This window comes from Amycolatopsis rubida, from assembly GCF_900115345.1.
In the GTDB taxonomy this organism is placed as follows: Bacteria; Actinomycetota; Actinomycetes; order Mycobacteriales; family Pseudonocardiaceae; genus Amycolatopsis; species Amycolatopsis rubida.
Window position 1 is genome coordinate 1,195,065 of sequence record NZ_FOWC01000001.1, and the last position, 22,256, is coordinate 1,217,320.

At 68.6% G+C, this 22,256-nt stretch carries 24 protein-coding genes; 9 read left to right on the forward strand and 15 right to left on the reverse strand.

Features of this window, described 5'->3' with window-relative positions:
- Positions 1-149 precede the first annotated feature (149 nt).
- Complete coding sequence (locus BM362_RS05850) at positions 150-428, forward strand: YciI family protein (RefSeq protein WP_067577466.1); 279 nt, start codon at positions 150-152, stop codon at positions 426-428.
- On the opposite strand, the gene BM362_RS05855 is transcribed toward BM362_RS05850, so the two are convergent.
- The 4 genes from BM362_RS05855 to BM362_RS05870 all read right to left on the reverse strand — a co-directional run bounded on the left by BM362_RS05855 (position 425) and on the right by BM362_RS05870 (position 4,589).
- Complete coding sequence (locus tag BM362_RS05855; protein WP_067577464.1) at positions 425-1,423, reverse strand: PDR/VanB family oxidoreductase; 999 nt, start codon at positions 1,421-1,423, stop codon at positions 425-427. The two genes, BM362_RS05850 and BM362_RS05855, sit on opposite strands and share 4 nt — an antisense overlap.
- The gene (locus BM362_RS05860) at positions 1,420-2,280 is read right to left on the reverse strand and encodes a metal-dependent hydrolase (RefSeq protein ID WP_067577462.1); all 861 of its coding nucleotides are present in this window, start codon (positions 2,278-2,280) and stop codon (positions 1,420-1,422) included. The genes BM362_RS05855 and BM362_RS05860 overlap by 4 nt, the downstream gene beginning before the upstream one ends.
- The gene (locus BM362_RS05865) at positions 2,277-3,746 is read right to left on the reverse strand and encodes a flavin-containing monooxygenase (RefSeq protein WP_093572391.1); all 1,470 of its coding nucleotides are present in this window, start codon (positions 3,744-3,746) and stop codon (positions 2,277-2,279) included. Before BM362_RS05865 ends, BM362_RS05860 begins: the two co-directional genes overlap by 4 nt.
- A 75-nt stretch (positions 3,747-3,821) precedes the next feature.
- A complete protein-coding gene (locus BM362_RS05870; protein ID WP_067577459.1) occupies positions 3,822-4,589 on the reverse strand; it encodes a helix-turn-helix transcriptional regulator in 768 nt (255 codons plus the stop codon).
- A gap of 69 nt (positions 4,590-4,658) precedes the next feature.
- On the opposite strand from BM362_RS05870, the gene BM362_RS05875 reads away from it, so the two are divergent.
- Positions 4,659-5,702, forward strand: a complete 1,044-nt coding sequence (locus BM362_RS05875) for a zinc-binding dehydrogenase (protein WP_067577457.1) — start codon at positions 4,659-4,661, stop codon at positions 5,700-5,702.
- On the opposite strand, the gene BM362_RS05880 is transcribed toward BM362_RS05875, so the two are convergent.
- The 3 genes from BM362_RS05880 to BM362_RS05890 all read right to left on the reverse strand — a co-directional run bounded on the left by BM362_RS05880 (position 5,699) and on the right by BM362_RS05890 (position 8,067).
- Positions 5,699-6,172 (reverse strand): pyridoxamine 5'-phosphate oxidase family protein, encoded by a 474-nt coding sequence (locus BM362_RS05880; RefSeq protein WP_093572392.1) that lies wholly within the window; start codon positions 6,170-6,172, stop codon positions 5,699-5,701. The two genes, BM362_RS05875 and BM362_RS05880, sit on opposite strands and share 4 nt — an antisense overlap.
- A gap of 8 nt (positions 6,173-6,180) precedes the next feature.
- Complete coding sequence (locus tag BM362_RS05885; protein ID WP_067577453.1) at positions 6,181-7,071, reverse strand: SDR family oxidoreductase; 891 nt, start codon at positions 7,069-7,071, stop codon at positions 6,181-6,183.
- 81 nt (positions 7,072-7,152) lie between these two features.
- Positions 7,153-8,067 carry an aldo/keto reductase gene (locus BM362_RS05890; protein ID WP_093572393.1) on the reverse strand — a complete coding sequence of 305 codons (915 nt, stop codon included), beginning with the start codon at positions 8,065-8,067 and terminating at the stop codon, positions 7,153-7,155.
- Between the two features lie 62 nt (positions 8,068-8,129).
- Between BM362_RS05890 and BM362_RS05895 the strand changes: the two genes are divergently transcribed.
- The 4 genes from BM362_RS05895 (at position 8,130) to BM362_RS46785 (ending at position 11,020) form a co-directional block, all read left to right on the forward strand.
- Positions 8,130-8,951: an LLM class F420-dependent oxidoreductase gene (locus tag BM362_RS05895; RefSeq protein ID WP_067577449.1), complete on the forward strand. Its 822-nt coding sequence runs from the start codon at positions 8,130-8,132 to the stop codon at positions 8,949-8,951.
- A 104-nt stretch (positions 8,952-9,055) separates the two neighbouring features.
- Positions 9,056-10,087, forward strand: coding sequence for a class II fructose-bisphosphate aldolase (gene fbaA / locus BM362_RS05900; RefSeq protein ID WP_067577447.1), 1,032 nt, complete (start codon positions 9,056-9,058; stop codon positions 10,085-10,087).
- Between the two features lie 106 nt (positions 10,088-10,193).
- Positions 10,194-10,640, forward strand: a complete 447-nt coding sequence (locus BM362_RS48110; protein ID WP_208865103.1) for a hypothetical protein — start codon at positions 10,194-10,196, stop codon at positions 10,638-10,640.
- Between the two features lie 125 nt (positions 10,641-10,765).
- Entirely contained in the window at positions 10,766-11,020 is a 255-nt protein-coding gene (locus BM362_RS46785) for a hypothetical protein (protein ID WP_143132385.1), read from the forward strand.
- Between the two features lie 95 nt (positions 11,021-11,115).
- Here the strand turns inward: BM362_RS46785 and BM362_RS50450 are convergent, their stop codons facing one another.
- Positions 11,116-11,397: an alpha-L-fucosidase gene (locus tag BM362_RS50450; RefSeq protein WP_093572394.1), complete on the reverse strand. Its 282-nt coding sequence runs from the start codon at positions 11,395-11,397 to the stop codon at positions 11,116-11,118.
- An 85-nt stretch (positions 11,398-11,482) separates the two neighbouring features.
- Positions 11,483-12,652: a hypothetical protein gene (locus BM362_RS05915; RefSeq protein ID WP_208865104.1), complete on the reverse strand. Its 1,170-nt coding sequence runs from the start codon at positions 12,650-12,652 to the stop codon at positions 11,483-11,485.
- 234 nt (positions 12,653-12,886) lie between these two features.
- Between BM362_RS05915 and BM362_RS05920 the strand changes: the two genes are divergently transcribed.
- Positions 12,887-13,297 carry a DUF3151 domain-containing protein gene (locus BM362_RS05920; protein WP_093572395.1) on the forward strand — a complete coding sequence of 137 codons (411 nt, stop codon included), beginning with the start codon at positions 12,887-12,889 and terminating at the stop codon, positions 13,295-13,297.
- 110 nt (positions 13,298-13,407) lie between these two features.
- Entirely contained in the window at positions 13,408-14,286 is an 879-nt protein-coding gene (locus BM362_RS05925) for a helix-turn-helix domain-containing protein (protein ID WP_093572396.1), read from the forward strand.
- Here BM362_RS05925 and BM362_RS05930 read toward each other — a convergent pair.
- The 3 genes from BM362_RS05930 to BM362_RS05940 all read right to left on the reverse strand — a co-directional run bounded on the left by BM362_RS05930 (position 14,283) and on the right by BM362_RS05940 (position 17,622).
- Positions 14,283-14,789, reverse strand: a complete 507-nt coding sequence (locus BM362_RS05930) for a GNAT family N-acetyltransferase (protein ID WP_093572397.1) — start codon at positions 14,787-14,789, stop codon at positions 14,283-14,285. The two genes, BM362_RS05925 and BM362_RS05930, sit on opposite strands and share 4 nt — an antisense overlap.
- A gap of 65 nt (positions 14,790-14,854) precedes the next feature.
- Positions 14,855-16,039, reverse strand: a complete 1,185-nt coding sequence (locus tag BM362_RS05935) for a sensor domain-containing diguanylate cyclase (protein ID WP_425285685.1) — start codon at positions 16,037-16,039, stop codon at positions 14,855-14,857.
- 323 nt (positions 16,040-16,362) lie between these two features.
- A complete protein-coding gene (locus BM362_RS05940) occupies positions 16,363-17,622 on the reverse strand; it encodes an MFS transporter (protein WP_067577437.1) in 1,260 nt (419 codons plus the stop codon).
- Positions 17,623-17,939: 317 nt separating this feature from the next.
- On the opposite strand from BM362_RS05940, the gene BM362_RS05945 reads away from it, so the two are divergent.
- Complete coding sequence (locus tag BM362_RS05945; protein WP_093572398.1) at positions 17,940-19,817, forward strand: FAD/NAD(P)-binding protein; 1,878 nt, start codon at positions 17,940-17,942, stop codon at positions 19,815-19,817.
- Here the strand turns inward: BM362_RS05945 and BM362_RS05950 are convergent.
- The 3 genes from BM362_RS05950 to BM362_RS05960 form a co-directional block, all read right to left on the reverse strand.
- Positions 19,807-20,706: a glycosyl hydrolase family 18 protein gene (locus tag BM362_RS05950; protein ID WP_093572399.1), complete on the reverse strand. Its 900-nt coding sequence runs from the start codon at positions 20,704-20,706 to the stop codon at positions 19,807-19,809. The genes BM362_RS05945 and BM362_RS05950 overlap by 11 nt on opposite strands.
- Before the next feature lie 48 nt (positions 20,707-20,754).
- Positions 20,755-21,393, reverse strand: a complete 639-nt coding sequence (locus BM362_RS05955) for an HNH endonuclease family protein (protein ID WP_067577435.1) — start codon at positions 21,391-21,393, stop codon at positions 20,755-20,757.
- Positions 21,394-21,545: 152 nt separating this feature from the next.
- Positions 21,546-22,217, reverse strand: coding sequence for a hypothetical protein (locus BM362_RS05960; protein WP_244287050.1), 672 nt, complete (start codon positions 22,215-22,217; stop codon positions 21,546-21,548).
- Between the last annotated feature and the right edge of the window lie 39 nt (positions 22,218-22,256).

Sequence of the window (22,256 nt, forward strand, 5' to 3'; positions counted from 1 at the left end):
GCGCGATAGGCACAGCGTGCACACAGGTTCCGCCCGCGCCTAGCCTATCGGGTTGGCCTCCCGCTGCCACCGCTCGCATGGTGCGTCCGCCCGGCGGTCACCGGTAGCGTCTGCGGCGTCACTGTCGTGCTCACCCCAGGAGTAAGCGCATGGCCTGGTACCTCGTCGAGATCCGCTACGTCCCGGAGAAGCTGGCCGACGTCCGGCCGCGGCATCGGGACTACCTGAAAGAGCACGTCGACGCGGGCCGCGTCGCGGTGGCCGGTCCCCTCGCCGACAACTCCGGCGGGCTGGTGCTCTGGCAGGCCGAGGACGAGACGGCGCTGGCCGAGCTGATCGACAACGACCCGTATGCGCTCGAAGGCGTCGTGGCCGAGCGAACGGTGCGCGAGTTCAAGCCGGTGCTGGGGACCTGGGTCGAACCCTAAAGCTCCAGGACGGCGGGCCCGCGGTCGACGCAGATCCGCACGCGCCCGCCGTCCTCGGCCGCCACCTCGCAGGTGCCGCAGAAGCCCTGGCGGCACGAGTACGGCACGTCCGGCAGCACCTCGCGCACCACGTCGAGCGTGGAGCGGTCGGCAGGTACGTCGAGGGTGCGGCCGCTGCGCCGCAGGACCACGCGGAACGGTTCGCCGTCCACGATCGGCGGCGGCGAGAACCGTTCGAAGTAGACCGCGGCGGCACCCGTGCGAGCCAGGTCGACGCGGACGCCGGTGATCATCGGCATCGGGCCGCAGCAGTACACCGACGCGCCGGCGGGCATTTCCTCCAGCAGTTCCGCGCCGGACGCCGGGATGCCGAACTCCGTGTCCGGCCGGATCCGCACTCGCTCGGCCGGAAGTTCGTCGAGGAACGGCATCGACTCCCGGTCACGGCCGGTGTAGACCAGCCGCCAATCCGCGCCGCTCGCTTCCGCGCGGTGCACCATCGGCAGGATCGGCGTGATCCCGATTCCGCCCGCCACGAAGTGGTACGCGGGCGCGGCGACGAACGGGAAAGCATTGCGCGGCCCGCGCACGGTGACGCGGGTTCCGGCGGTGAGCGCGTGCACCTCGGCCGATGCGGAACCGATGCGCCGCACGGCAATCCGGTAGTGCGACAGGTCCGAAGGCGAGCCGCACAGCGAATACTGCCGGACCGTTCCGGAAGGCAGGATCAGATCGATGTGTGCGCCTGGCCGCCACGCGGGCAACGAGGTCGAGTCGGGCCGCACGAGCCGGAGACTCACCACGCCCTCGGCCTCAGCGCGCACGGCCTCGACGACCAACGGCAGCCGACGGTCGATCTCCCGCACCGGCGGACGCCGTCGACCGGAAACCTCGGCCAGCCTTCGATAAGCCGCGCCGACCGCGACCAAAGTGGACATCAGCCGGTCGCGCCTGCCGCTGCCGTCGAGCCGGGGCGGGAACCGCGGTGCGGTCATCGCGGAGCGTCGGCGGCCTTGGCCGCGGGCGAACTCGCCAGGTACGCCACCGCCTGGTCGGTGTTGCCGGTTTCGGTGGGGTGATAGGACTTCCGGAAGTACGGCCGGATCTCGCGCAGCAGGTCGCGCGGTCCCGGCAAGAGTCCGAGCCGGGCGGCGCGCCGGTAGGCCCGCCAGCTGGTGCGGCCGGGGCGCGTCGGGTCGTTCTTCATCAGGAACCGGGTGCCACGCAGGAAAATCCACGCCAGCACCGGCGTCACCACGAGCATCGAACGCACCCGCCGACCGTAGCGGCCGTCGAGGTGGCAGAACAGGTCGTAGGCCACCGACCGGTGCTCGACCTCTTCCGCACCGTGCCAGCGAAGGAGATCCAGCATCGTCTCGTCCGCGCCGGCCGCGTCGAGCGCCTTCGCGTCGAGGATCCACTGGCCGAGAAACGCGGTGTAGTGCTCGATCGCCGCGACCAGCGCGAGCCGTTCGATCAGCCATTCCCGGCTCGATCCGGGCCGGTCGCCCAGCAGCCGCCGGAACATCCACTCCATCTGCGCGATGTAGGGCCGCACGGAAACCCCGGCGGACTCCAGGTGCTCCGCCGCGCCGTCGTGCGCCACGGCGTGCATCGCCTCCTGGCCGATGAACCCGAGCACGTCCTCCTTGAGCCGCTCGTCGCGGATCAGCGGCACGGCCTGCTTGAACACCTCGACGAACCAGCGTTCGCCCTCGGGCAGCGCCAGGTGCAGCACGTTGATGCTGTGCGTGGCCTGCGGCTGCCCGGGAATCCAGTGCATCGGCAGCTTCGACCAGTCGAACTCCACGTCGCGCGCGTGGAGCACGATCTGCTCGTGGTCGGCGCTCATGACCGGCCGCTCAGTTCGTAGTCGCTCGGCTCGACGCGCCGCGTCTCCAGCCAGTAGCGCCAGGTGAAGCCCGGCCAGATCGTCCGGTTGACGCCCTTCGAGTCGAGGTACCAGCTCTTGCAGCCGCCCTGGGTCCACACGCCCTTGACCAGCTTGTCCTGGATCTGTTCCTGGAACTCGTCCTGCACTGACGGCCGCACGTCCAGTGCCGCCGCACCGCGGGAATCGGCCAGCCGGATCGCGTCGACCACGTAGCGGGATTGCGATTCGATCATGAACACCACGGAGTTGTGGCCGAGCGCGGTGTTCGGGCCGAGCAGGAAGAACAGGTTGGGGAACCCGGACACGGTGATCCCCTTGTGCGTCTGGATCCCTTCGGTGGCCCAGGTTTTCGCGAGATCGCGGCCGCCGACGCCGGTGATGTCGAGGTACTCCAGCGCGTCGGTCACCTTGAAACCGGTGCCGTAGATGATCGCGTCGACCTCGTGCTCGACCCCGGCGGTGTCGACGATGCTGTGCGCGCGGACCTCGGCGACGCCGTCGGTGACGACATCGACGTTCGGCCGGTCCAGTGCCGGGAAATAGTCATTCGACAGCAGGACGCGTTTGCAGCCCATCGTGTAGTCGGGCGTGACTTTCCGGCGCAGCGCGGGGTTTTTGATGCCCTTCGCGATGTGCCTGCGCGCGAGAACCTCGGCGGCTCGCATGAGTTTCGGATGCCCGTTGAACCCGATCGCGCGGGATTCGAGCATCCAGTACAACGCGTTGCGGTACAGCCGCTGCGTGCCCGGAACGCGTTTGAACAGCTGCCTTGCCCAGCCCGGCATCGCGTGGTCCGGCTTCGGCATGATCCACGGCGGAGTGCGCTGGAACAGGGTCAGTTCGCCGACCTCGGGCGCGATCTTCGGCACGAACTGCACCGCGCTCGCGCCGGTGCCGATCACCGCGACCCGCTTGCCCGCCAGGTCGAACTCGTGGTTCCACTGCGCCGAATGCCAGGTCTGGCCCTTGAACTTGGAGATCCCGGGCAGTTTCGGGATCTGCGGGATGTGCAGTCCGCCGACGCCTGCGACGAGGAACTGCGCGGAGAACTCGGTACCGCCCTTGGTTTCCACGGTCCAGCGGCGTTCGCTCTCGTCCCAGTGCGCGCCGGTGATCTCGGTGCCGAACCGGATCTTCTCGCGCAGCCGGTACTTGTCGGCGACGCCCTTGAGGTAGTCGAAGATCTCCGGCTGCGGCGAGAACGACCGGCTCCAGTCGGGGTTCTGCGCGTAGGAGAACGAGTACATGTGGGACTGCACGTCACACGCGCAGCCGGGGTACGAGTTGTCCCGCCAGGTGCCGCCGACCTCGTCGGCCTTCTCCAGGATCAGGTAGTCCCGGATGCCCGCTTTTTCGAGCTGGATCGCCTGGCCGAGCCCGGAAAACCCGGTGCCCACGATCACGACCTTGAACCGCTCGGTCATCTTGTCGGCCTCCGCTGCGCTGGGGGTCTGGCAGCGTTGATGTTACCTCAGGTAACAGTTACTCGAAAGTACTTCCTACTCGTCAGTACCACTCGGCAGGCGGTAGACCACCAGCGTCTGCTCCGGACGCTCGGCCACGTGGAACGCGGCGTGCGTCGCCGTCACCACGCCAAGCCTGGGGTGCCGAAAGCGCTTCTGACCCGCGTGGCTGAACTGGATTTCGTAGTGCGGCCACCACTCGCGCACCTCGGGGCTCGCCTCGGTCAGCTCGGCCACCAGCCGGGTCACCCGCGGGTGGCCGGGATGGCGTCCGGCGATCGCGCGCAGCCGGGCCAGGATGTTGCGCGCTTCCTGCTCCCAGTCGACCAGGACCTCCCGGGCGGCGGGATCGGTGAATATCCAGCGGACGACGTTCGCGCCCGGCTCGATGTTCCGGAACAGCTCCGCCGCGGCGTCGTTGTAGGCGAGCAGGTCGTAACAGATGCCGGTGACGTACGCGGGGTTGTCGCCCAGCATCGCCGGGACGCCCGCCACCTCGGGCGCGGCTTCCTCGGGTGCGTCTTCGGTGGCGCCGCCGCCACCGGCGAGGCGGCGCAGGTGTTCCTGCTCGGAGCTGGTCAGCCGCAGTGCCCGGGCCAGGGCGTCGAGCACTTGGTCGGATGGGCGGACGTCGCGGCCCTGTTCGAGATAAGTGAGCCAGGTGGCGCTGATCCCGGCCAGCAGGGCCAGTTCCTCGCGGCGCAACCCGGGCGTGCGGCGGCGTCCGGTGATCGGCAGGCCCGCGTCGGCCGGGGCGATCCGCTCGCGGCGGCTGCGCAGGAAAGTGCCCAGTTCGGCGCTCACCCTAGCACCTCCAGTACCAGAATAATGCGATTCTGGATACCAGCTTAACGGCGCGTGAAGCTAAGTCGCATGCGAGCTTGGAACGTTGATGCGCAAGGCCTGCGCCTCTCTGAACTGCCGGAACCCGCGCTACCGGGCGGCGGCGTGGTCGTGGAGGTGCTCGCCGCGCATCTCCCGGCCTACACGAAGGCGGTGGTGACGGGCGGTCGCGGCGGTCTGCCGCTCCCGCTGATCCTCGGCCCCTCGTGCATCGGCCGCGTGACCGACGTCGCGCCGGACGTCTTCCACGTCGCGCCGGGCGACCTCGTGCTGGACACAGCGCTGCTCAACGCGGGCGACGGCGACGAGATCCTGGTCGGCTGGGCCGGCCTCGGCGCTTCCGGCGGCAACGAGCGCACGGACCGCATGCGCGAGATGTGGCGGGACGGCACCTTCGCGGAGAAAGCGTTGTGCGCCAAGGAAACAATGGTCAAGCTGCCCGGTGCCGAGAATTACCCGGACCCCGCGCGGCTGGCGTTTCTGCCGTGGCTCTGCGTGGCCGCCGCGGGCTTGCACACCGCGGGTCCGCTGGCCGGACGCGACGTCGCGGTGATCGGTGCGACCGGTCAACTGGGTGGCGCTGCCGTGCTGCTGGCGCTGGCGGAGGGTGCGGCGACGGTGACGGCGGCGGGCCGCAACAAGGTGGCGCTCGACCGGCTGGCCGAACTCGGTCCGCGCGTGCGTACCCACCAGCTGACCGGCGATCGTGCGACGGACGCGGCGGCGATCGGCCCGGTGGACGTCGCCCTCGACGCTCTCGGCGCCACCCCGACGGCGGACGCCACGATGGCGGCCTGCGACAGCTTGCGGGTGCGCGGCACCCTGGTGCTCATCGGCGGTGTGCGCCAGGACCTGACCATTCCGTACGGAGAATTCACGCACCGCAGGCTCACCCTGCGCGGCTCCTGGATGAGCGACGACGAGACGGTGCGGACGGTGTGGAACCTCGTCCGCTCGGGTGCGCTGGACCTCTCCGCCGTCGAGCTGCTGAAGGTGGGTCTCGACGATCCGGAATCCGCTCTCGACCTGGCGGAACGTACTGCCGGGCTGAGTCTTGTCGCCCTCGTGCCCTAGTAGCCGCCGCCGAGTTTCGAGTGGTCCCAGCTCGCGATCTTCGTCGGACGCAGGATCAGCCCGATCCGCTTCGGAGCCTGCCCTTCGATGAAGGTCCGCAGCTCGGCAGGCGCCAGCGCGCCCGGTTCGGCCCCGGAGTAGCGCATCATCAGCGCGATCCCCATCGCCGTGACCTGCTCAGTGTCCTCGACGAACTCGACGTCTGCCTCGAACGAAAGCCCGCGCAGCTGGTCATACGAATCGCCGCTTTCGATCAGCACGGTCGCCTCGGGCAGCCGGCGCAGGTTCTTCGCTTTCTGCGAGGTGCCATAGGTCCACGTCGCGACCCCGCCCTCGTGCGGGTAGTACCAGAGGGCGGTGAGGTGCGGCCTGCCGTTCGGGCCGATCGAGGCCACGGTGATGACCTTCTGCTCGGCCAGGTAGGCCTGCACCTCGTCCGGTGTCATCCGGATCTGGTCGCGACGGGACATGGCGTTGCTCAGTTGCGCTTGGTGGCCGCGCGCCCGCCGTGGCCGTTGACCGACGACTCGAACGCGCCGCGCTCCTCGACGTCCTTCAGCGCGGCCCGGTCCGCCGCCGGCACCCGCGTCCGCGCGCCGAGTTCGACGATCGGCGGCAGGAACGAGCGCAGCAGCTTGAGCCCGCCGACCCAGCGTGGCACGTGGATCGTCCGGGCGCGGCGCAGAATCCCGGCCTCCAGGTCGTCGAGCGCGACGTCCAGCGGGTAGGTCTTGCCGAGCAGGCCCGGCATCCCGGAACGCAGTTTGCCGAACACCGGGTGCGCGTCGGCGCTTTCGACCAGGTCGGTGCGGATCCAGGTGGGGTGCGCGACGCCGACCTTCACGCCGAGGTGCGCTACCTCCGCGCGCAGGCTGTTGCAGAACGCTTCGACGCCCGCCTTCGCGGCGGCGTAGTTCGCCATGCCCGGCGCGTGCGTGATCGCGGCGAGCGAGGAGATGCCGAGCAGGTAGCCGCGGCGTTCGATCACGTGCGGCATCGTGACGCGGAACGTGCGCCACACGCCGAGCAGGTCGACCTCGATCACCCGCTCGAACGCGGCGCGGTCCACCGAACGCACGAACCCGGCGGTCGCGATGCCCGCGTTGGCGATGACGATGTCGATGCCGCCGAAGTGCTCGACCACGCCCTCGGTGACGCGCTCCAGGTCGTCCCAGCTGGTCACGTCGGCTTCCCAGGATTTCGCGCTCGGGCCGATCCGCTTGGCGACCGCTTCCTGTTCGGCTGCCTCAAGCCCGACGAGCGCGACCTTGGCTCCGCGCGCGGCGAGCCGCTCGGCCAGGCCGGCTCCGATCCCGCGAGCGGCTCCGGTGATGAGCACGACCTTGCCGTCGACCTGCTTCTGAGCCACGGTGCCCTCCTGAGCCGGTTTTGCCTGTCCGGAGGGCACCGTACAACAACCTACCCGCAGTAAGCTACTCTTCGGTAAGTATCAGTTCGACGCTTCGCCCAAAGCGGTGAGTTCGGCGTCGGTCAGGGTCAGCTCGACCGAAGCGAGCAGGTCAACGAGCTGCTCCGGGGTCCGCGCGCTGGCGATCGGCGCGGCGACGGTCGGCTGCTGACGGAGCCACGCGAGCGCGACACTGGCGACCGAAGCCTGGTGCGCGGCAGCCACCTCGTCCAGCGCGGCGAGCACTCGTTCGCCGCGGGCGTCGAGGTACTCCAGTGCCCGCGGAGCGCGCGGCGAGTCCCCCGGCTCGTCCTTCGAACGGTACTTGCCGGTGAGGAATCCCTTGGCCAGTCCGAAATACGGCAGTGTCACCAGGCTCTCCCTGGCGACGAGCGGGGCCAGCTCCCGCTCGTAATCGCGCTCGACCAGGTTGTAGTGCGGTTGCAGGGCAACGTATCGGGCGAGGCCATTCTGGTCCGAAATGGACAGTGCGGAGGCGAGCCGGTCCGGCTCGTAGTTGGACGCCGCGAGGTAGCGGACCTTGCCGTCGCGGACGAGCTGGTCGAACGCAGCGAGGGTTTCTTCCTGCGGGGTGTCCGGATCGTCCTTGTGCGCGTAGTACAGGTCGATGTGGTCGGTTCGCAGGCGGCGCAGCGATTCCTCGACCGCCTCGGCGATGTTCTTCGCGGCGAGGCCGGGTCGCTCGTCTCCCGCGCCGACCTTGGTGGCGATGACGATGTCGTCGCGGCGGCCGCGCTTGGCGAGCCAGTCGCCGATGATCGTTTCGGAACCGCCTCCGCCGCCGTAGGTGTTGGCGGTGTCGAGGAAGTTTCCCCCGGCCGCGGTGTACGCGTCGAGAACAGCGAATGACGTGGGTTCGTCCGCGGTGTGGCCGAAGACGTTGCAGCCGAGGTTGAGGCCGTGGATATCCAATTCCGTGGTGCCGAGCTTCGTCATGCTTTCGAACCTAATCCGGCCGGGACGGGAGGAAAACCGGGTTCTCGCGCGTTGGGCGGGACATGGCTATCGAACTGGGCAAGCTAGGCGTTTGGCGGAACTCGACCGCGGTCGACGGCGCGTTCGCCGCCGAGGTGGAGAAACTGGGCTACGGCACGATCTGGCTCGGCGGTTCTCCCGGCGGCGACCTGGCGATCGTCGACGAACTGCTGGCCGCGACCGAGGGGATCAAGATCGCCACCGGGATCGTCAACATCTGGGCCGACGCGCCCGAGGACATCGCGCGGGCCTTCCACCGCATCGAGGGCAAGCACCCGGGACGGTTCCTGCTCGGCGTCGGCGCGGGCCACCGCGAGCACACGCAGGAGTACAAGAAGCCCTACGCGGCGCTGGTCGAGTACCTGGACGCACTCGACGCGGCCGGGGTGCCCACGGAATCACGCGCGCTGGCCGCGCTCGGCCCGAAGGTGCTCGAACTCGCCCGCGACCGCACCGCGGCCGCGCACCCGTACCTGACCACCCCGGAGCACACCCGGGCCGCTCGGGAGATCCTCGGCTCCGCGGCGGTGCTCGCGCCCGAGCAGAAGGTCGTCTTCGACACCGACCCGGAGCGGGCGCGCGAGACCGGCCGCAAGACGGTGCAGGTCTATCTCGGCCTGTCCAACTACACCGCGAACCTGCGCAGGCACGGCTTCTCCGAGGAGGACGTCGCGGGCAAGGGCAGCGACCGGCTGATCGACGCACTCGCGGTCCACGGCGACGGAAAAGCGCTGGCCAAGGGCCTGCGAGCACACCTCGACGCGGGGGCTGAGCATGTCAGCGTGCAGCCGCTGGACGAGGATCCGTTCCCTGCCTACCGGGCAATCGCGGCCGAGCTGCTCTGAATCGCTCCAGTCGGTTTCGTCTCGTGTGCGGTGGGACCGGTCGCCCCGGCCGGTCCACCTCGTACGATGCCGCTGTAGAAGCCAGTCGTCTCGAGGAGGAACCGATGCCCATCGCCACCCCCGAGGTGTACGCGGAGATGCTCGACCGGGCGAAGAAGGACGAATTCGCCTTCCCGGCCATCAACGTGACCTCGTCGGAAACCGTGAACGCCGCGATCCGCGGGTTCGCCGAGGCGGAGAGCGACGGGATCATCCAGTTCTCCACCGGCGGCGCGGAGTTCGCGTCCGGGCAGAAGGTGAAGGACATGGTTGTCGGCGCGACCGCGCTGGCCGAGTTCGCTCAGGTGGTGGCGGCGAAGTACGACGTCAACGTCGCGCTGCACACCGACCACTGCCCGAAGGACAAGCTGGACGGCTTCGTCCGCCCGCTGATCGAGATCTCCGCCGAGCGCGTCCGCGCCGGCGGGCTGCCGCTGTTCCAGTCCCACATGTGGGACGGTTCGGCCATCGACCTGGACGAGAACCTGCAGATCGCGCAGGAACTGCTCGCCAAGGCCGCGGCGGCGAAGATCATCCTCGAGGTCGAGATCGGCGTCGTCGGCGGCGAGGAAGACGGCGTCGAGGCGGAGATCAACGAGAAGCTCTACACCGCCGAAGGCGACTTCCTGAAGACGATCGACGCGCTGGGCGCCGGTGAGAAGGGCCGCTACCTGCTGGCCGCGACGTTCGGCAACGTGCACGGCGTGTACAAGCCGGGCAACGTGAAGCTGCGCCCGGACGTGCTCAAGGGCGGACAGGAGGCGGCGTCGAAGAAGCTCGGCCTCGCAGCCGGCTCGAAGCCCTTCGAACTGGTCTTCCACGGCGGCTCCGGCTCGCTCCCGGAGGAAATCCGCGAGGCGGTGTCCTACGGCGTGGTGAAGATGAACGTGGACACCGACACGCAGTACGCGTTCACCCGCCCGATCGCGGACCACTTCTTCAAGAACTACGACGGCGTGCTGAAGATCGACGGCGAGGTCGGCAACAAGAAGGTGTACGACCCGCGCAGCTACCTGAAGGCCGCCGAAACGGGCATGGCGACCCGGGTGGTCGAGGCTTCGCAGGCGCTCGGCTCGGCTGGCAAGAAGCTGGGCTGACGGGGTTTTCCCGGGAGGCTGTCTCGATCTTCTGATCGGGGCGGCCTCCCCGTTTTTTCCCGCGAGGCAGCTCGCTTGGCGCATTGCGGAACCGGCCACTGAAGTGGTGCTCGATGCGATCGAGAAGTCCTCAGGGGCCGCGAAAAGGTCGGCAACCGGCGCGCAATCGGTTGATCTGGCTGGCGTCGCACCGGGATTGCCTGGCGGGACGGCAATCGAGGCGGCGCGGATGCTCGGCGACAGGTGGGGGCGCGAGCTGCTGGCCTGGACGAAAAACATGGACGAGTATGCTGGCCAGCTTACTGCGGCGGCCCGCCGGTACCGCGCAGAAGCACATGATCTGCGGGTTGTCCCTGTGCGCTGGAACGCCGCAGCTGTCGGCGGGGGTTCTGACGCGCTTAACCAGCGCTGCAACGCTCTTCACCTCTGGTGGCAGATCCACAACTTCCGCGTGCCCGGCAACACTCCGCCGAACGAGTACCTCTGGGTCGAGAACAACGCGGACAGTTTTCGTATGGCGTTTGAAGCGAACCCGCAGGGCGGTTTTTCCTGACCAGCACCTCGCCCTGCGTATGGCCGAATGGGACGCCCCGCCCCATCTACGACCGAGGCCGGAGTCGCCAGGATGACCCACGGCCGTCGGAGCTCGCAGCTGGAGCGGAGCCCGGGCAGCGCACAGTGGTCATTGATAAGGTACGAGATCTCGTCTTCTTCGAACAGGTCATCGAATATTTCACAGCCCTCGATGAACAATCGAGGTTCACTGTTGGCATATTGAAAGTAGGATTCGAGCAAAAGCCCCGGGTTCGCAACGGCTTGCTCAAGGTCAGGCTAACCCAGGCCTTCTGTGAGGTCAGAACGCCGGTGACGGTGGACGACACGACGCCAGCCAACCCTGATATGCGGCAAGAATCTGTACTTTTCCACGATTAACCTGCTGGCAGTGGATCGTCATGGGCATCCTCCTTCGGCCGACTCCAAGGCGTCTGGGTCGGCAAGCGACCAATCACCCGGCCAATGGAGCGGGCTCAGGTTGAACGCGCCGCGCGTTCGGGTGTAACAAAGATCCCCGTCCATGGCTCGGGTCCACCGCACGCGCGGCTGGTGATACGCAGCCAACGGCCCAGGTCCAGCAGGCGCGAACTCAACCAGTCCGCGATCGTGCCGTCCTCTCGTGGGCCGATGTTGAGCAGCAGGTTTCCGTTCTTGCTGACGACTTCGGCGAGCAGGCGGAGCAGTGCGCACCGCCAGCTGCCAGCCTTCGGCGGTCCGCTCCGGCAACCCGGCCAACGCGTTGCGCCGGAAGGGATCCCGGAACCGCTCCGCGATCAGTGGCGTGGCTTGCCATTGGACCTGCTTGCGGGCGTGTGCGCTGAGTCGCACGGCACCCCCGCGTTACGCCGCGACCGCACGCCGCGAAGCCCACCACTCCTTAGCCGGACCGGCCCCAGCCCACAGCGCGAACACCGCCGCCAGCGCGACCAAAGCCGTCCAATACGCCACCGGCGGCGCGGATTCGGTCTGCTGCTCCCCGAGCAGCCAAGGCCGCAACTGCGACTGCACCCAGAACGCGCCATACCCGAGCGCGGTCACCAGAACCGCCCCCGCCACCGCAGGCCGCGGCAGGAGGAAAGCCAGGTCCACCGCGATCCCGACGGCCAGCAGATAGAACGGCACCGTCGACACCGGGAAGCCCAGCGCCAGCAGCAGCGGCCACATCACGCACCGGTACGCGACGTACGCACCGGCCACGGTCAGCCCGGCCCAGCGCCGTCCGACGGTCTTGCGAGCGAGCACCAGGATCAGCGCCGAAACCCCGATGCCCCACAGCGGGTACACCCACTCCGGGATCGGCATCGTGAAGTGCACCACCGCGGCCCGGTCGACCGGGTGGCCGATCTGGTTGGCGGCGAAGGAAAGCAGCGTCGGCTCCGCCTCGGGCGCGCCGCGTTCCCAAGCCCGCAGGCCGAGGATGCCGTACTCCTGCTGGCCGTTCGGGAAGAAGGTGTTCTCCAGGAAGAACGCCCACAGCGCGAGCAGCACCCCGGTGCGGAAGCGGCCCGGCGGGGACAGCCGCAGCCAGCCGAGCAGGACGCCCGCCTGCATGATGCCGGTGCCGAGGTACAGCATCATGTGCGACGGGCTCCACGCGGTCAGGTCGAGGCCGTTCACGCGGTGGTTGATCACGTCGAGCGGCGCGGCGACCAGGAACACGATCAGCCCGGCCTGCATGAGCCGCAGCGAGCGCCGGTCGCAGCCGAGGCCGGTGTAGCTGTGGATCGTCACCAGCACGACGATGATCACCGTGCCGACGGTGTTGATCAGGTGCGGCGGGGCGAGGTCGTCGCGCAGCCACTTGAAGTGCCACGACATGTCCCACGACGACCCGACGAGCTTGAACGCGAACGCGGTCAGCCACATGCCGTAACAGAACCGCAGCACCCATGCCGGCGTCGGTGCTCCCGGCGCGCCGCGGTGCCAGTGCGTCGCGAAGAAAAGCCTGGTCTTGCCCACGGGTCCGCGCGGGACCGCGGGGCCGGCGACGTCTTCAACCGCCTTCGTCATAGGCACCATCATTCCCTGCCGCAAGAGACCGCGGCGGGAGAAGGGGCAAAAACCGGGGTTCACCCCTACGGGTGGCGGACTTGCCCTCGCGCCTTCTGGCACGGCAGGGTGTCGGCCCATGATGCCGAAACGAGCTGTCGCCGCCGTGCTGATCGCAGCACTCGTTCTGGCCGGCGGAGGCGTGCTGACCAGCCTGTTCCTCTGAGCTGGGAGCATCGTGGGCACAATGGCGGCATGACGCACAACCTGCTGGGCCCCGAGCCCACGCTGCTGCCCGAGCACACCGAAGCGCAGGCCGCGCTCGACTCCGGGACGGACCCGTCCGCCGTGGCCGCCGAACACCCCGGCTACAGCGAGGCCTGGGCCACGCTCGCCGAACGCGCGCTCGCCGACGGCGAGACCGTCGCCGCCTACGCCTACGCCCGCACCGGCTACCACCGCGGCCTCGACCAGCTCCGCCGCGCCGGCTGGAAGGGCTTCGGCCCGGTGCCGTGGGCGCACCGGCCGAACCAGGGTTTCCTGCGCGCGCTCGCCGTGCTCGGCACCGCGGCGGGCCGGATCGGCGAGTCCGAGGAGTACGAGCGCTGCAAGACGTTCCTCGCCGACTCCGACCCGGCCGCGGCCGAGGCGACCGGCCTGAAGTGACGCGGGCCGCCGGTCGCGCACGGGCGAAAACCAGGGCGCGACCGGCCGTCTGCCCACCTTCGGGTGACAGCTAGAGGTGTTCGCATTTGGTGACACCTACAAAGACGGCCATGCGAGGCACGGCCATGCTCACCCCCCGGATCCGCACCCTCGGCACCGCGCTGCGCGAGGCCCGGATCGACGCCCGTTTCGGACTGCGCGAACTCGCCCGGCGAGTCGGCACCAACCCCGCGCTGGTGTCGAACTGGGAGCTGGGACAACGGATTCCCGCGCTGGAGGACGTCGCGGGCATCCTCGGCGCGCTCGGCGTCGTGGGTGCGGAGAAACAACGGATCCTGCAACTGGCGCGCGGCACCGCCGAACCGGGCTGGGTCGCCCGCGGCAAGCAGTCCGCCCCTGACCACCTCGGCGGGCTGCTCGCCTGCGAACGCGCCGCGACGTCGGTCGTCGAATGGCAGCCGCTTCTCGTGCCGGGACTGCTGCAGATCCCGGATTACGCGCGGGCGCTGTTCCTCGCCGACGGATTGTCGCTGGAGAACGCGGAACGCCAGGCGGAGCTCCGGATGATGCGCCGTCCGCTGGTGGTCGGTCCCGGCGCGATTCCGTGTGAGGTGTTGCTGGGCGAGGCAGCATTGCGCAATCCGGTCGGCGGACCCGCGACGATGGCCCGGCAGCTGCGTTTCCTCGCCGACCTGATGGCGACGTCGGCGAAGCTGTCGGTCCGCGTCGTGCCCGCGGGCAACGGCGGGCATCCGGGTCTGGCCGGCCGGTTTTGCGTGTACCACGTGGAGGTCGGCGACCCGATCGTCTACTTCGAGCACCAGCACTCGGGGGCCTTCCTCCTCGACGAGGGGAACGACACCTACTGCGAGGTCGCGGACCGGATCCGCGAGGTCTCCCTGGATTCCCGCGCGTCGGCGGCGTTCGTGCAGCGCACCGCGCAGGAGTTCAGGGAGATCGCGCAGCGGAAAAAAGCCGGAGGGGCCTAGGGACAGGCTCGGTTAGCCGGTACGTCGGCCGCGATCCGCAGGTCGCTTTGCAGCAGGTTCTTCGACACCGAAAACCCGTGCCGCAGATAGGCCGGGATCGCGCGATCCGAGGAATGCACGGTCACCCGCTCCAGTCCGGATTCCGCGGCCAGCCGCAGCGTCGCCTCGATCAGGAGCCCGCCGACGCCGCTGTCGCGCGCTTCCGGCACGACGTAGACGCATTGCACGTCGCCGCAGACCCGCGAAAAGTCCTGCGGTGTCGGCACTCTGGGGGTCAGCGCGAGGAACGCCATGCCGAGCACGTGTTCATCCCGCACCGCGACCACACAGCGATGCGTTTCGGCGTGTGCGCGGGCCCAGGCGGCGAACTCGCGTACGAAATCGGCCTGATCACCGTGCAGCGGACCGCCTCGGCCGGCAACCCATCGCCAGCGCAACGCGGCGACGGCGGGGAATTCTTCGTCGTGGGCTGGGCGGATCTCGGTGAGCGACACAGGTGTCATTTCCGAAGCTGGCGGAAGGATGGACCCGGCCGACCGGGGGAGGGTGCCGGCCGGGTCCGAGGTCGTCAGGCGACTGCCGCGAGTTCCCGGGCCGGCGTGACCGAGCCGACGACCCGGTTGCGGCCGCTGTCCTTCGCCGCATACACCGCAGCGTCCGCCGCGGCCATGACTTCTTCGATGCTTGTCCCGTCCAGCGGGAACGCGGCTACCCCGATCGACGCGGTCCGGTTCTCGATCGAGACCGACTCGCCTTCGTTCGTCTGGGTCGGGATCACCAGTTCGCTGATCCGCTGCCGGATTCGTTCCGCTGTCACGATCGCGTCTTCCTTCGACGTCGACGGCAGCAGCGCGACGAACTCCTCGCCGCCGAACCGGCCGACGAGGTCGTGTGCCCTCGTCTCCTGTTTCACCACGGCGGCAACGGCCTTGAGCACGGCATCGCCCGCGAGGTGGCCGAACGTGTCATTGATCCGCTTGAAGTGGTCGAGGTCGATCATCAGCGCGCCGAAGCTGCCGTTCTCGCGCTCGGCGCGGGAAATCTCGCGCTGCGCGCCGTCCTGCCAGGTGGTGGCGTTGAGCAGCTGGGTCTTCTGGTCCGTGGTCGCGAGTTCCTCAAGCCGCTTGATCAGCATCGACCGCTGCAGCACGTACAGCGGGAGGATCACCATCACCGACAGCAGCGGTTCGTGGCTCAGCACCATCACGAGCAGTCCGCCGACGCACAGGGTCGCCAGTTCCAGCAGGTTGTCGTCCATTGTGCCCAGGCACGATTCGGGCGTCGCCTTCGCCGGGTCGGTCAGGTACAGGCCAAGGCCGGTCAGCGCGGTGTTGACCAGGAAGTATCCGAGCGCGCCCGCCACCACGGTGGTGACGCTGTGGCCGTCCGCGAGGTGTCCGGCCAGCGCGGCGCCGAAACCGGACAGGATCATCGTGGTCGCGTTGGCCGCGACGCGGTGCGCCTCACCGGGGCGCGTGCCGTTCCAGCTGCGGAACGCCAGGTAGACGTAAATGATCACGCCCAGCGCGGCCACCAGCTGCGGCGGCACCAGCAGCGCCGCCGGAAGCAGCCACACCGAGGTGACGGTGATGTGCGGGCCCTGGCTCAGCATCCGGCGCTGCCGCTCGATCTGCCGCGTGACCTCGGTCTGCGCGATCGCCAGTCCGGCGAGCATGCCGAGGATGCCGATCTGGCCGAGGCTGACCGGGAACACCAGTGTGCTGACCACGGTGAGCACCACCGTGACGGCCATGCTCGTCAGCGTGACCGCGACCCACTGCCGCGGCCGGGACCAGAGCGTCCACCGAGAAACCGCATCGCGCAGCCCCAGAGCAGAAAATTCCCCCGATGTGACCATTCTTCCCCCCGAGTCTTGCGCGGATCTCCAGTGACGCTCGCCTTACTCACAGTTTCAGACCGTTTGCCGCCTGTCCACAAGGGCCTTAGGTGTGTACATTTTTCCCGAACACGCCGGATGAAGGGTGACCAGCGATGCGCAGCAAGGAACAGTGACCGCGTAGCAGCACCGCAAGGTCGCGCAGGTCAGAGCCTCACGCGCGGGGCATGTCGGGGTATTCAGGCATGTTCGGCGCGTGTGGCTTCCTTCGCTGACCCGTCTTCAGCCTGTCCGGAAAAGCTCCGCTGCCACGCGATCGCGAGCGGAATCGTGATCAGCAGGCCGGCCAATCCGAAGATCCCGACCGTCGTCTGCGCGCTCACGTGGTCCGCGATGACCCCGCCGATCAGCGGCGTCACGCCCATCGTCGTGGTCAATCCGGTGTTCGACAGCCCCATCGTCTGCGCCCGGCTCTCGTCCGGGACCGCGACCGTCAGCGACGCCGTCGCCTGCAGCAGCGCGATCGTGCCGAAGCCGCCGGAGATCACGAACAGGATCACCGAGACGATCGGGCCCGGCTGCAGGAAGCAGAGCAGCAGCGGGATCGCGGCGAGTGCGGTCATCGGGCCGATCAGCTTCGGCCGGATCGCGGCGGGCACCCAGCGCGTGTAGATGAACGTGAAGATCACGCTGCCCACCGGATCGGCGGCAAGCAGAAAGCCGATCATCTCGGACCCGCCGCCCGAGGAAGCGACGTAGGGCGCGGCAATGCCCTCGTACACCGGCATCAGCCCGGCGAGCCAGGTGAAGACCATCAAGGAACGCAACGCCGTGGTCGCGAAGGCGACGCGGCCGCCCGCGCTCAGCGAGGAGAAGAACGGCTTGCGCTTTTCGCCGCTGGCCGCCGCGGGGCGGGCCTTGAGTCCGAAGCGGAGGAAGAGCGCGGAGAGCACGAAGGTGCCCGCGTCGAGCACCAGGGCGAGGCGGGCGTCCATCGCGAGCAGCAGCGCGCCGCCGCCGGCGAAACCGAGCAGCTGCGCGGATTGGACCGTCATGCTCCGGATGCCCATGCCGACCACGAATCGGTCGCCTTCGAGCACCTGCGGAAGCAACGCCAGCTGAGACGCCTTGAACGGCGGATTCAGCAGCGAAACACAGCCGACGAGCACGCATAGTGCCCAGAACGGCAGTCCGGGAATGGCAACGCACAGAATCAGCGCCGCGCGGGTGAGGTCGACGGTGACCATGACCGCCCGGCGCGGGAAGCGGTCGGCGAATCCGGTGAGGAAGATGCCGCCCAGCAGCGACGGGAAGAATGTGAGCGCGTAGGTGAGGCCGGTCAGCGTCGCCGAACCGGTGTTGGCGTAGACCAGGACGGACAACGCGACCCTGGCGAGCTGGTCACCGGCGATCGACAGCAGTTCGCCGAACCACATCGCGCGGAACTCGGCGACTCCGAACACCTCGCGGAACGTGACCCGGTGTGGTGCTGTCGTCATGCGTGTTCTCCCCGCTGCTGTGTGCGGACTGTGCCGCACTGGTGACCAACGGGTGACCCTAGATCCTCCTGGTCACGGGCCGGTCACACGAAGTGAGTTGTCAAGCTCAGTGTCTCGTGACGGTTGGTGATTCTCTAGGTTCTTTCGCCGGTATCCGACAGGTCACGGTCAGTTCGCCACGTGTCCAGACGATAGCGCTCCGCACTCCCCGCTGGGGCCGCTTCGATATTTGTGGTTTGTGACACATCCTTTCGGGTGGCTCGTCCGCAGTGTGGAATGGCCGCCGCCCGGCCGCCTAGCCGCGTAGCTTCGCCCAGGTGACCGCTCTCCCGACGTTCACGCTCGCCATCGTGGGCGCCGGACCTCGCGGGGTCGGCGTCCTCGAACGGCTGTCCGCGAGCGCCGCCGGCCTGCTCGGCGACCGGCGGATCGAAGTCCATCTCATCGACCCGTTCCCGCCCGGCCCCGGCCGCGTGTGGCGGTACGAGCAGTCGCCGCTGCTGCGGATGAACTCGATGCCCGAGGACGTCACCGTGTTCACTGACGACACCGTCCGGATCGACGGTCCGGTGCGGCCCGGCCCGTCGCTGATCGAGTGGGTGCGGCAGGTGCGCGCGGGAACCCTCGCCTTTCCGGTGCCGGAAGACGTCCGCGCGGAGTTCGAAACCCTCGCCGCCACGGATTTCCCGACCCGGCGGCTGCAAAGCCGGTACCTGGAGTGGTTCTACCGCAAGGTGGTGGCCGAATTGCCGCCTGGCATCACGGTGGTCGAGCATCTCGCCACGGCCGAGAGCATCGACGACGACGAGACCGTGCGGCTTTCCGACGGCACGACCGTGCCCGCCGACGCCGTGGTGCTGACTGTCGGCCACCTCGACGCGGTCCCCGACTCTCGCGAACGCGAGCTGGAGTCGTTCGCCGAGCGGCACGAGCTGTCCTACTACCCCGCTGGCTACACCGCGGACGTCGACTACTCCGCGGTGCCTGCCGGAGAACCGGTGCTAGTGCGCGGTTTCGGCCTCGCGTTCGTGGACCTGATGCTGTTGCTCACGGAGGGGCGCGGCGGCCGATTCGAGGAACTGCCGTGCGGCGGCCTGCGCTACCACCCGAGCGGTGCCGAGCCGGTGCTGCACGTCGGCTCCCGGCGCGGGGTGCCGTATCACGCGAAGACCGGCTATCGGTTGCGCGGGAAACCGTTGCAGCTGCCCAGGTTCTTCGACAAGCGAGCCATCGACGGGCTGGCCGGCCCGCTCGACTTCCGTGCGGACGTGTGGCCGCTCATCGCGAAAGAACTCGCCTGGGCGTATTACACCGAGCTGTTCACCGGACATCCGGATCGTGTGCGCACGGATTTCGCGGTCTTCGCGGACAAATTCGCCGACCTGCCGTGGTTGTCGCCAGAAATGGACGCTCTGATCACAGCCGCGGTGCCCGCGCTGGAAGACCGGCTCGACCTGGAGCGGCTGGACCGCCCGTTCGCGGGCCGCCGGTTTGATTCCGGCGAGGAATTCGGGAAAGCGGTGCGGAAATACATCGAGTCCGACCTCGCGCGCCGGGCGGATGTGCACCACAGCGCGGACCTCGGCGCGTTCCTGGCCCTGCTGTCAGTGATCGGTCAATTGCCCGCGCTGCTCGCGACCGGACGGCTGACCGCCGCGTCTCAAGTGTCCGATATGGACGGCTGGTTCCATGGCTTCTTCTCTTACTACGCAAGTGGTCCGCCGCCACGTCGGCTCGACGAGCTGCTCGCTCTTGAGGACGCTGGCGTCGTGTCGTTCCTCGGGGCGGAGATCTCGATCGCCGCCGACGAGACGGCCGGGACGTTCGTCGCGGCAAGCGCCAGCCATCCGGACACCGTCACCGCGCGTACGTTGATCGAGGCGCGACTGCCGGACGCGAGCGTTCCGCGAGTGTCCGACCCGCTGTTGCGCAATCTGCGGGACACCGGTGCGCTGGCCGAGGAAACCGTGCCGGATGTCGACGGTGCGACGTTGCCGTCCGGACGGATCGCCACGACCCTCAACGACTTCCGGCTGGTCACTGTGGACGGAGTGGCGCATCCGCGGCGGTTCGCGGTGGGCCCGCACACGAGCGTCCGCTCGGCGGGAGCCTTCACCCGGCCGCGTACGAACGCGATCTCGTTCCGGCAGAACGACGCGCTGGCAAGGGAAATCCTGCGGCTGGCTAACCCTTGACCGCCGGTGCGATCTGCTGCGCCCATTCCCACGGTGCGGCGGTGTCGCCGGGCAGCGAGTTGAAGTACTCCCAGCCGTCGATGCCGCCGAAATCCGAGTACTTCTGGACCAGGCTGCCGACTGTGGTCTTCAGCGTCGGCATGTCGACGTAACCGTTGCAGTTAGCGGGATTCGTGACCGTTCCGGCGACGACCTTGCTTGCCGGGACGACGCCGTGGGCGATGATCTGGTCGTAGCCCGACGGGTCGGCCAGCGAGCCCCAGCCGCAGTAGAACTGGGCGTTGAACCAGGAGATCTGGTCGCCGCGTTCGCGGTAGAGCCGGTCGTAGTCGAGGCCGGAAAGACCGCCCCCGCCGCTGAGTTCGGTCGCGACCGGCGCGAGGGTGATCAGGAAGTCCGGGCCGAAGTCGCCCCGCAGCGCGTCGATCACCCGGTTCAGCGCGTCGTTCGACATCTGCTCCTCGACGTCGAGGTCGATGCCGGACAGCGAATGGTCGCGGATCAGGTTGCGCAGCAACGGATAGTAGGTGTCGAAGTCCTGCTCCAGGCGCTGGAAGCTGCCCTTCGCCGCGCCGCCGACGAAAGCGAGTGCGTGCACGCCTTTGCTCTGCATTGTGGCGAGGTCGGCCCACATCTGCGTGAACTTGGCGTCCGACGGCGGATCGTCGTTGAGCGTCATGGTTCCGCCGTCGTTGAGGTGCACGGCTCCGACGATCACGTCAGTGACGCCGGTGTCGTGGTCGGTGAGCCCCAACGGGGAGATGTACGACCCGTTCTGGTGCGTCGTTTGGTAGTAGACAACGACTCTGCGTCCGTTCGCCGCCGTCGCCGGGGCTGCTCCGCAGAGCACCAGGAACACCGCCAGCACCGCCGCCGTGATCTTCCGCATGGTTCGGACGATAGGACGGCGGCGGTGCCCGCGGTAGGGCCGAAAGCGTCAGCAGCGGCCCAGCATGTCCGTCAGCGCAGACTTCTCCGCCGAATTCACGGTGAGCTTGAACTTGTACTTGACCGTCACCCACATCTTGGCGTAAGTGCACCAGTAACCGGTGGACGGCGGCTTCCACTGGTCCGGCGACTTGTCGCCCTTTTGCTGGTTCACGTTGTCGGTCACCGCGATCAGTTGCGGGTCGGACAGGTCGTTGGCGTAGGCCTGCCGCTGCGCGGTGGTCCAGGACGACGCGCCGGTGCGCCAGGCGTCGGCGAGCGGCACCACGTGGTCGATGTCCACATCGGAGGGAGAGCTCCACGTCGCGTCGTCGTAGGGCGAGGTCCAGGTGCCCGACGTCGGGTAGCAGTCGGAGCCGACTTTGACGTTCGTGCCGTCGCGCTTGAGGACCGCCTCGCGCGTGTTGCAGTTGTTGCCCTGGTCGATCCAGTGCGGGAACTTGTCGCGGCTGTAGCCGTCCTGCGAGCCGTCCGGTTTCACCGTGAGACCGGAGAGCTGGCTCTTCGCGGTGGCGGCCGACGGGATGCCCGGCGGGGTGGCGTCGGCGACGCCGACCGTGACCGAGCCGAGCAGCGCGACGCCGGCCAGGACGGTCAAGGAGTTGCGAACTGTACGTGTGGTCGGCATATTGCTGCCTTCCTGGTCAGATGCGGGACTGATTCACTTTTGACCACGAAAGTGGCGTGCGCAACACCGTCAGGTGACAGGAAGCCGACCTTCTGTGAACAGAAAGTCACCGAGAGTCCCAGCTGGCCTGAACCTCGCCCGGGGCGGGAGGGTCAGCCGCGGACCGCGCGAAGGTCGGCGGTATGCCGGTACCAGGTCCGCCGGGTGATCGCGCGAACCTGCGGGACACCGTCGATGACCAGCGAAGACGTCGGCACGCAGCCGAGCTGGAAGGCGCGGCCGCGGAAGGTCGAGGACCGTTTGAGGAGCTTGCCGCGGGTGATTCGAGCGGTCACCCCGGAGTCGTCCGGCGCGACCTCGATGCCGGAAACCGAGCCGTCGAAAGCCACCTGTTCGTCGCAATACGCCTGGCCCTTGACATCGCGCAAGGTCGCGTGCCCGAGGAGCACGCCGCCGGTGTCGTCGCGCACGAGGGAGATTTCCGCGTCCGTGCCCTTCCAGGCGAGCGCGAACGCCTCGTCCGGGTCCGAAGGCAGCCGCCAGTGCGCGGCGACGCGAGAGGCGGGCTCAGTGGCCACGAAACCCACTGACACGCCCGGGAGGAGTTCGCGGCGCATGAGACGCACCACCACGGCGGCGAGGTCGGCGTCGGAGCCCAGCACGACCAACCGGTCGTGTTCCCCCAGCAAGGAGTCGATTTCCGCCTTGCCGGGACGGGGCCCGGCGTGCACCAGCGGGACGTCGCCGAGCCGCGCGGGGAGATCCGCCGCGGCACCGCAGGCCACCACGATTCCGCGCACTCCGGCGTCCTCCGTTAAAGTCATGCACCGGCATTTACCAGCGCCACCCGTGTCCCCGTCCGG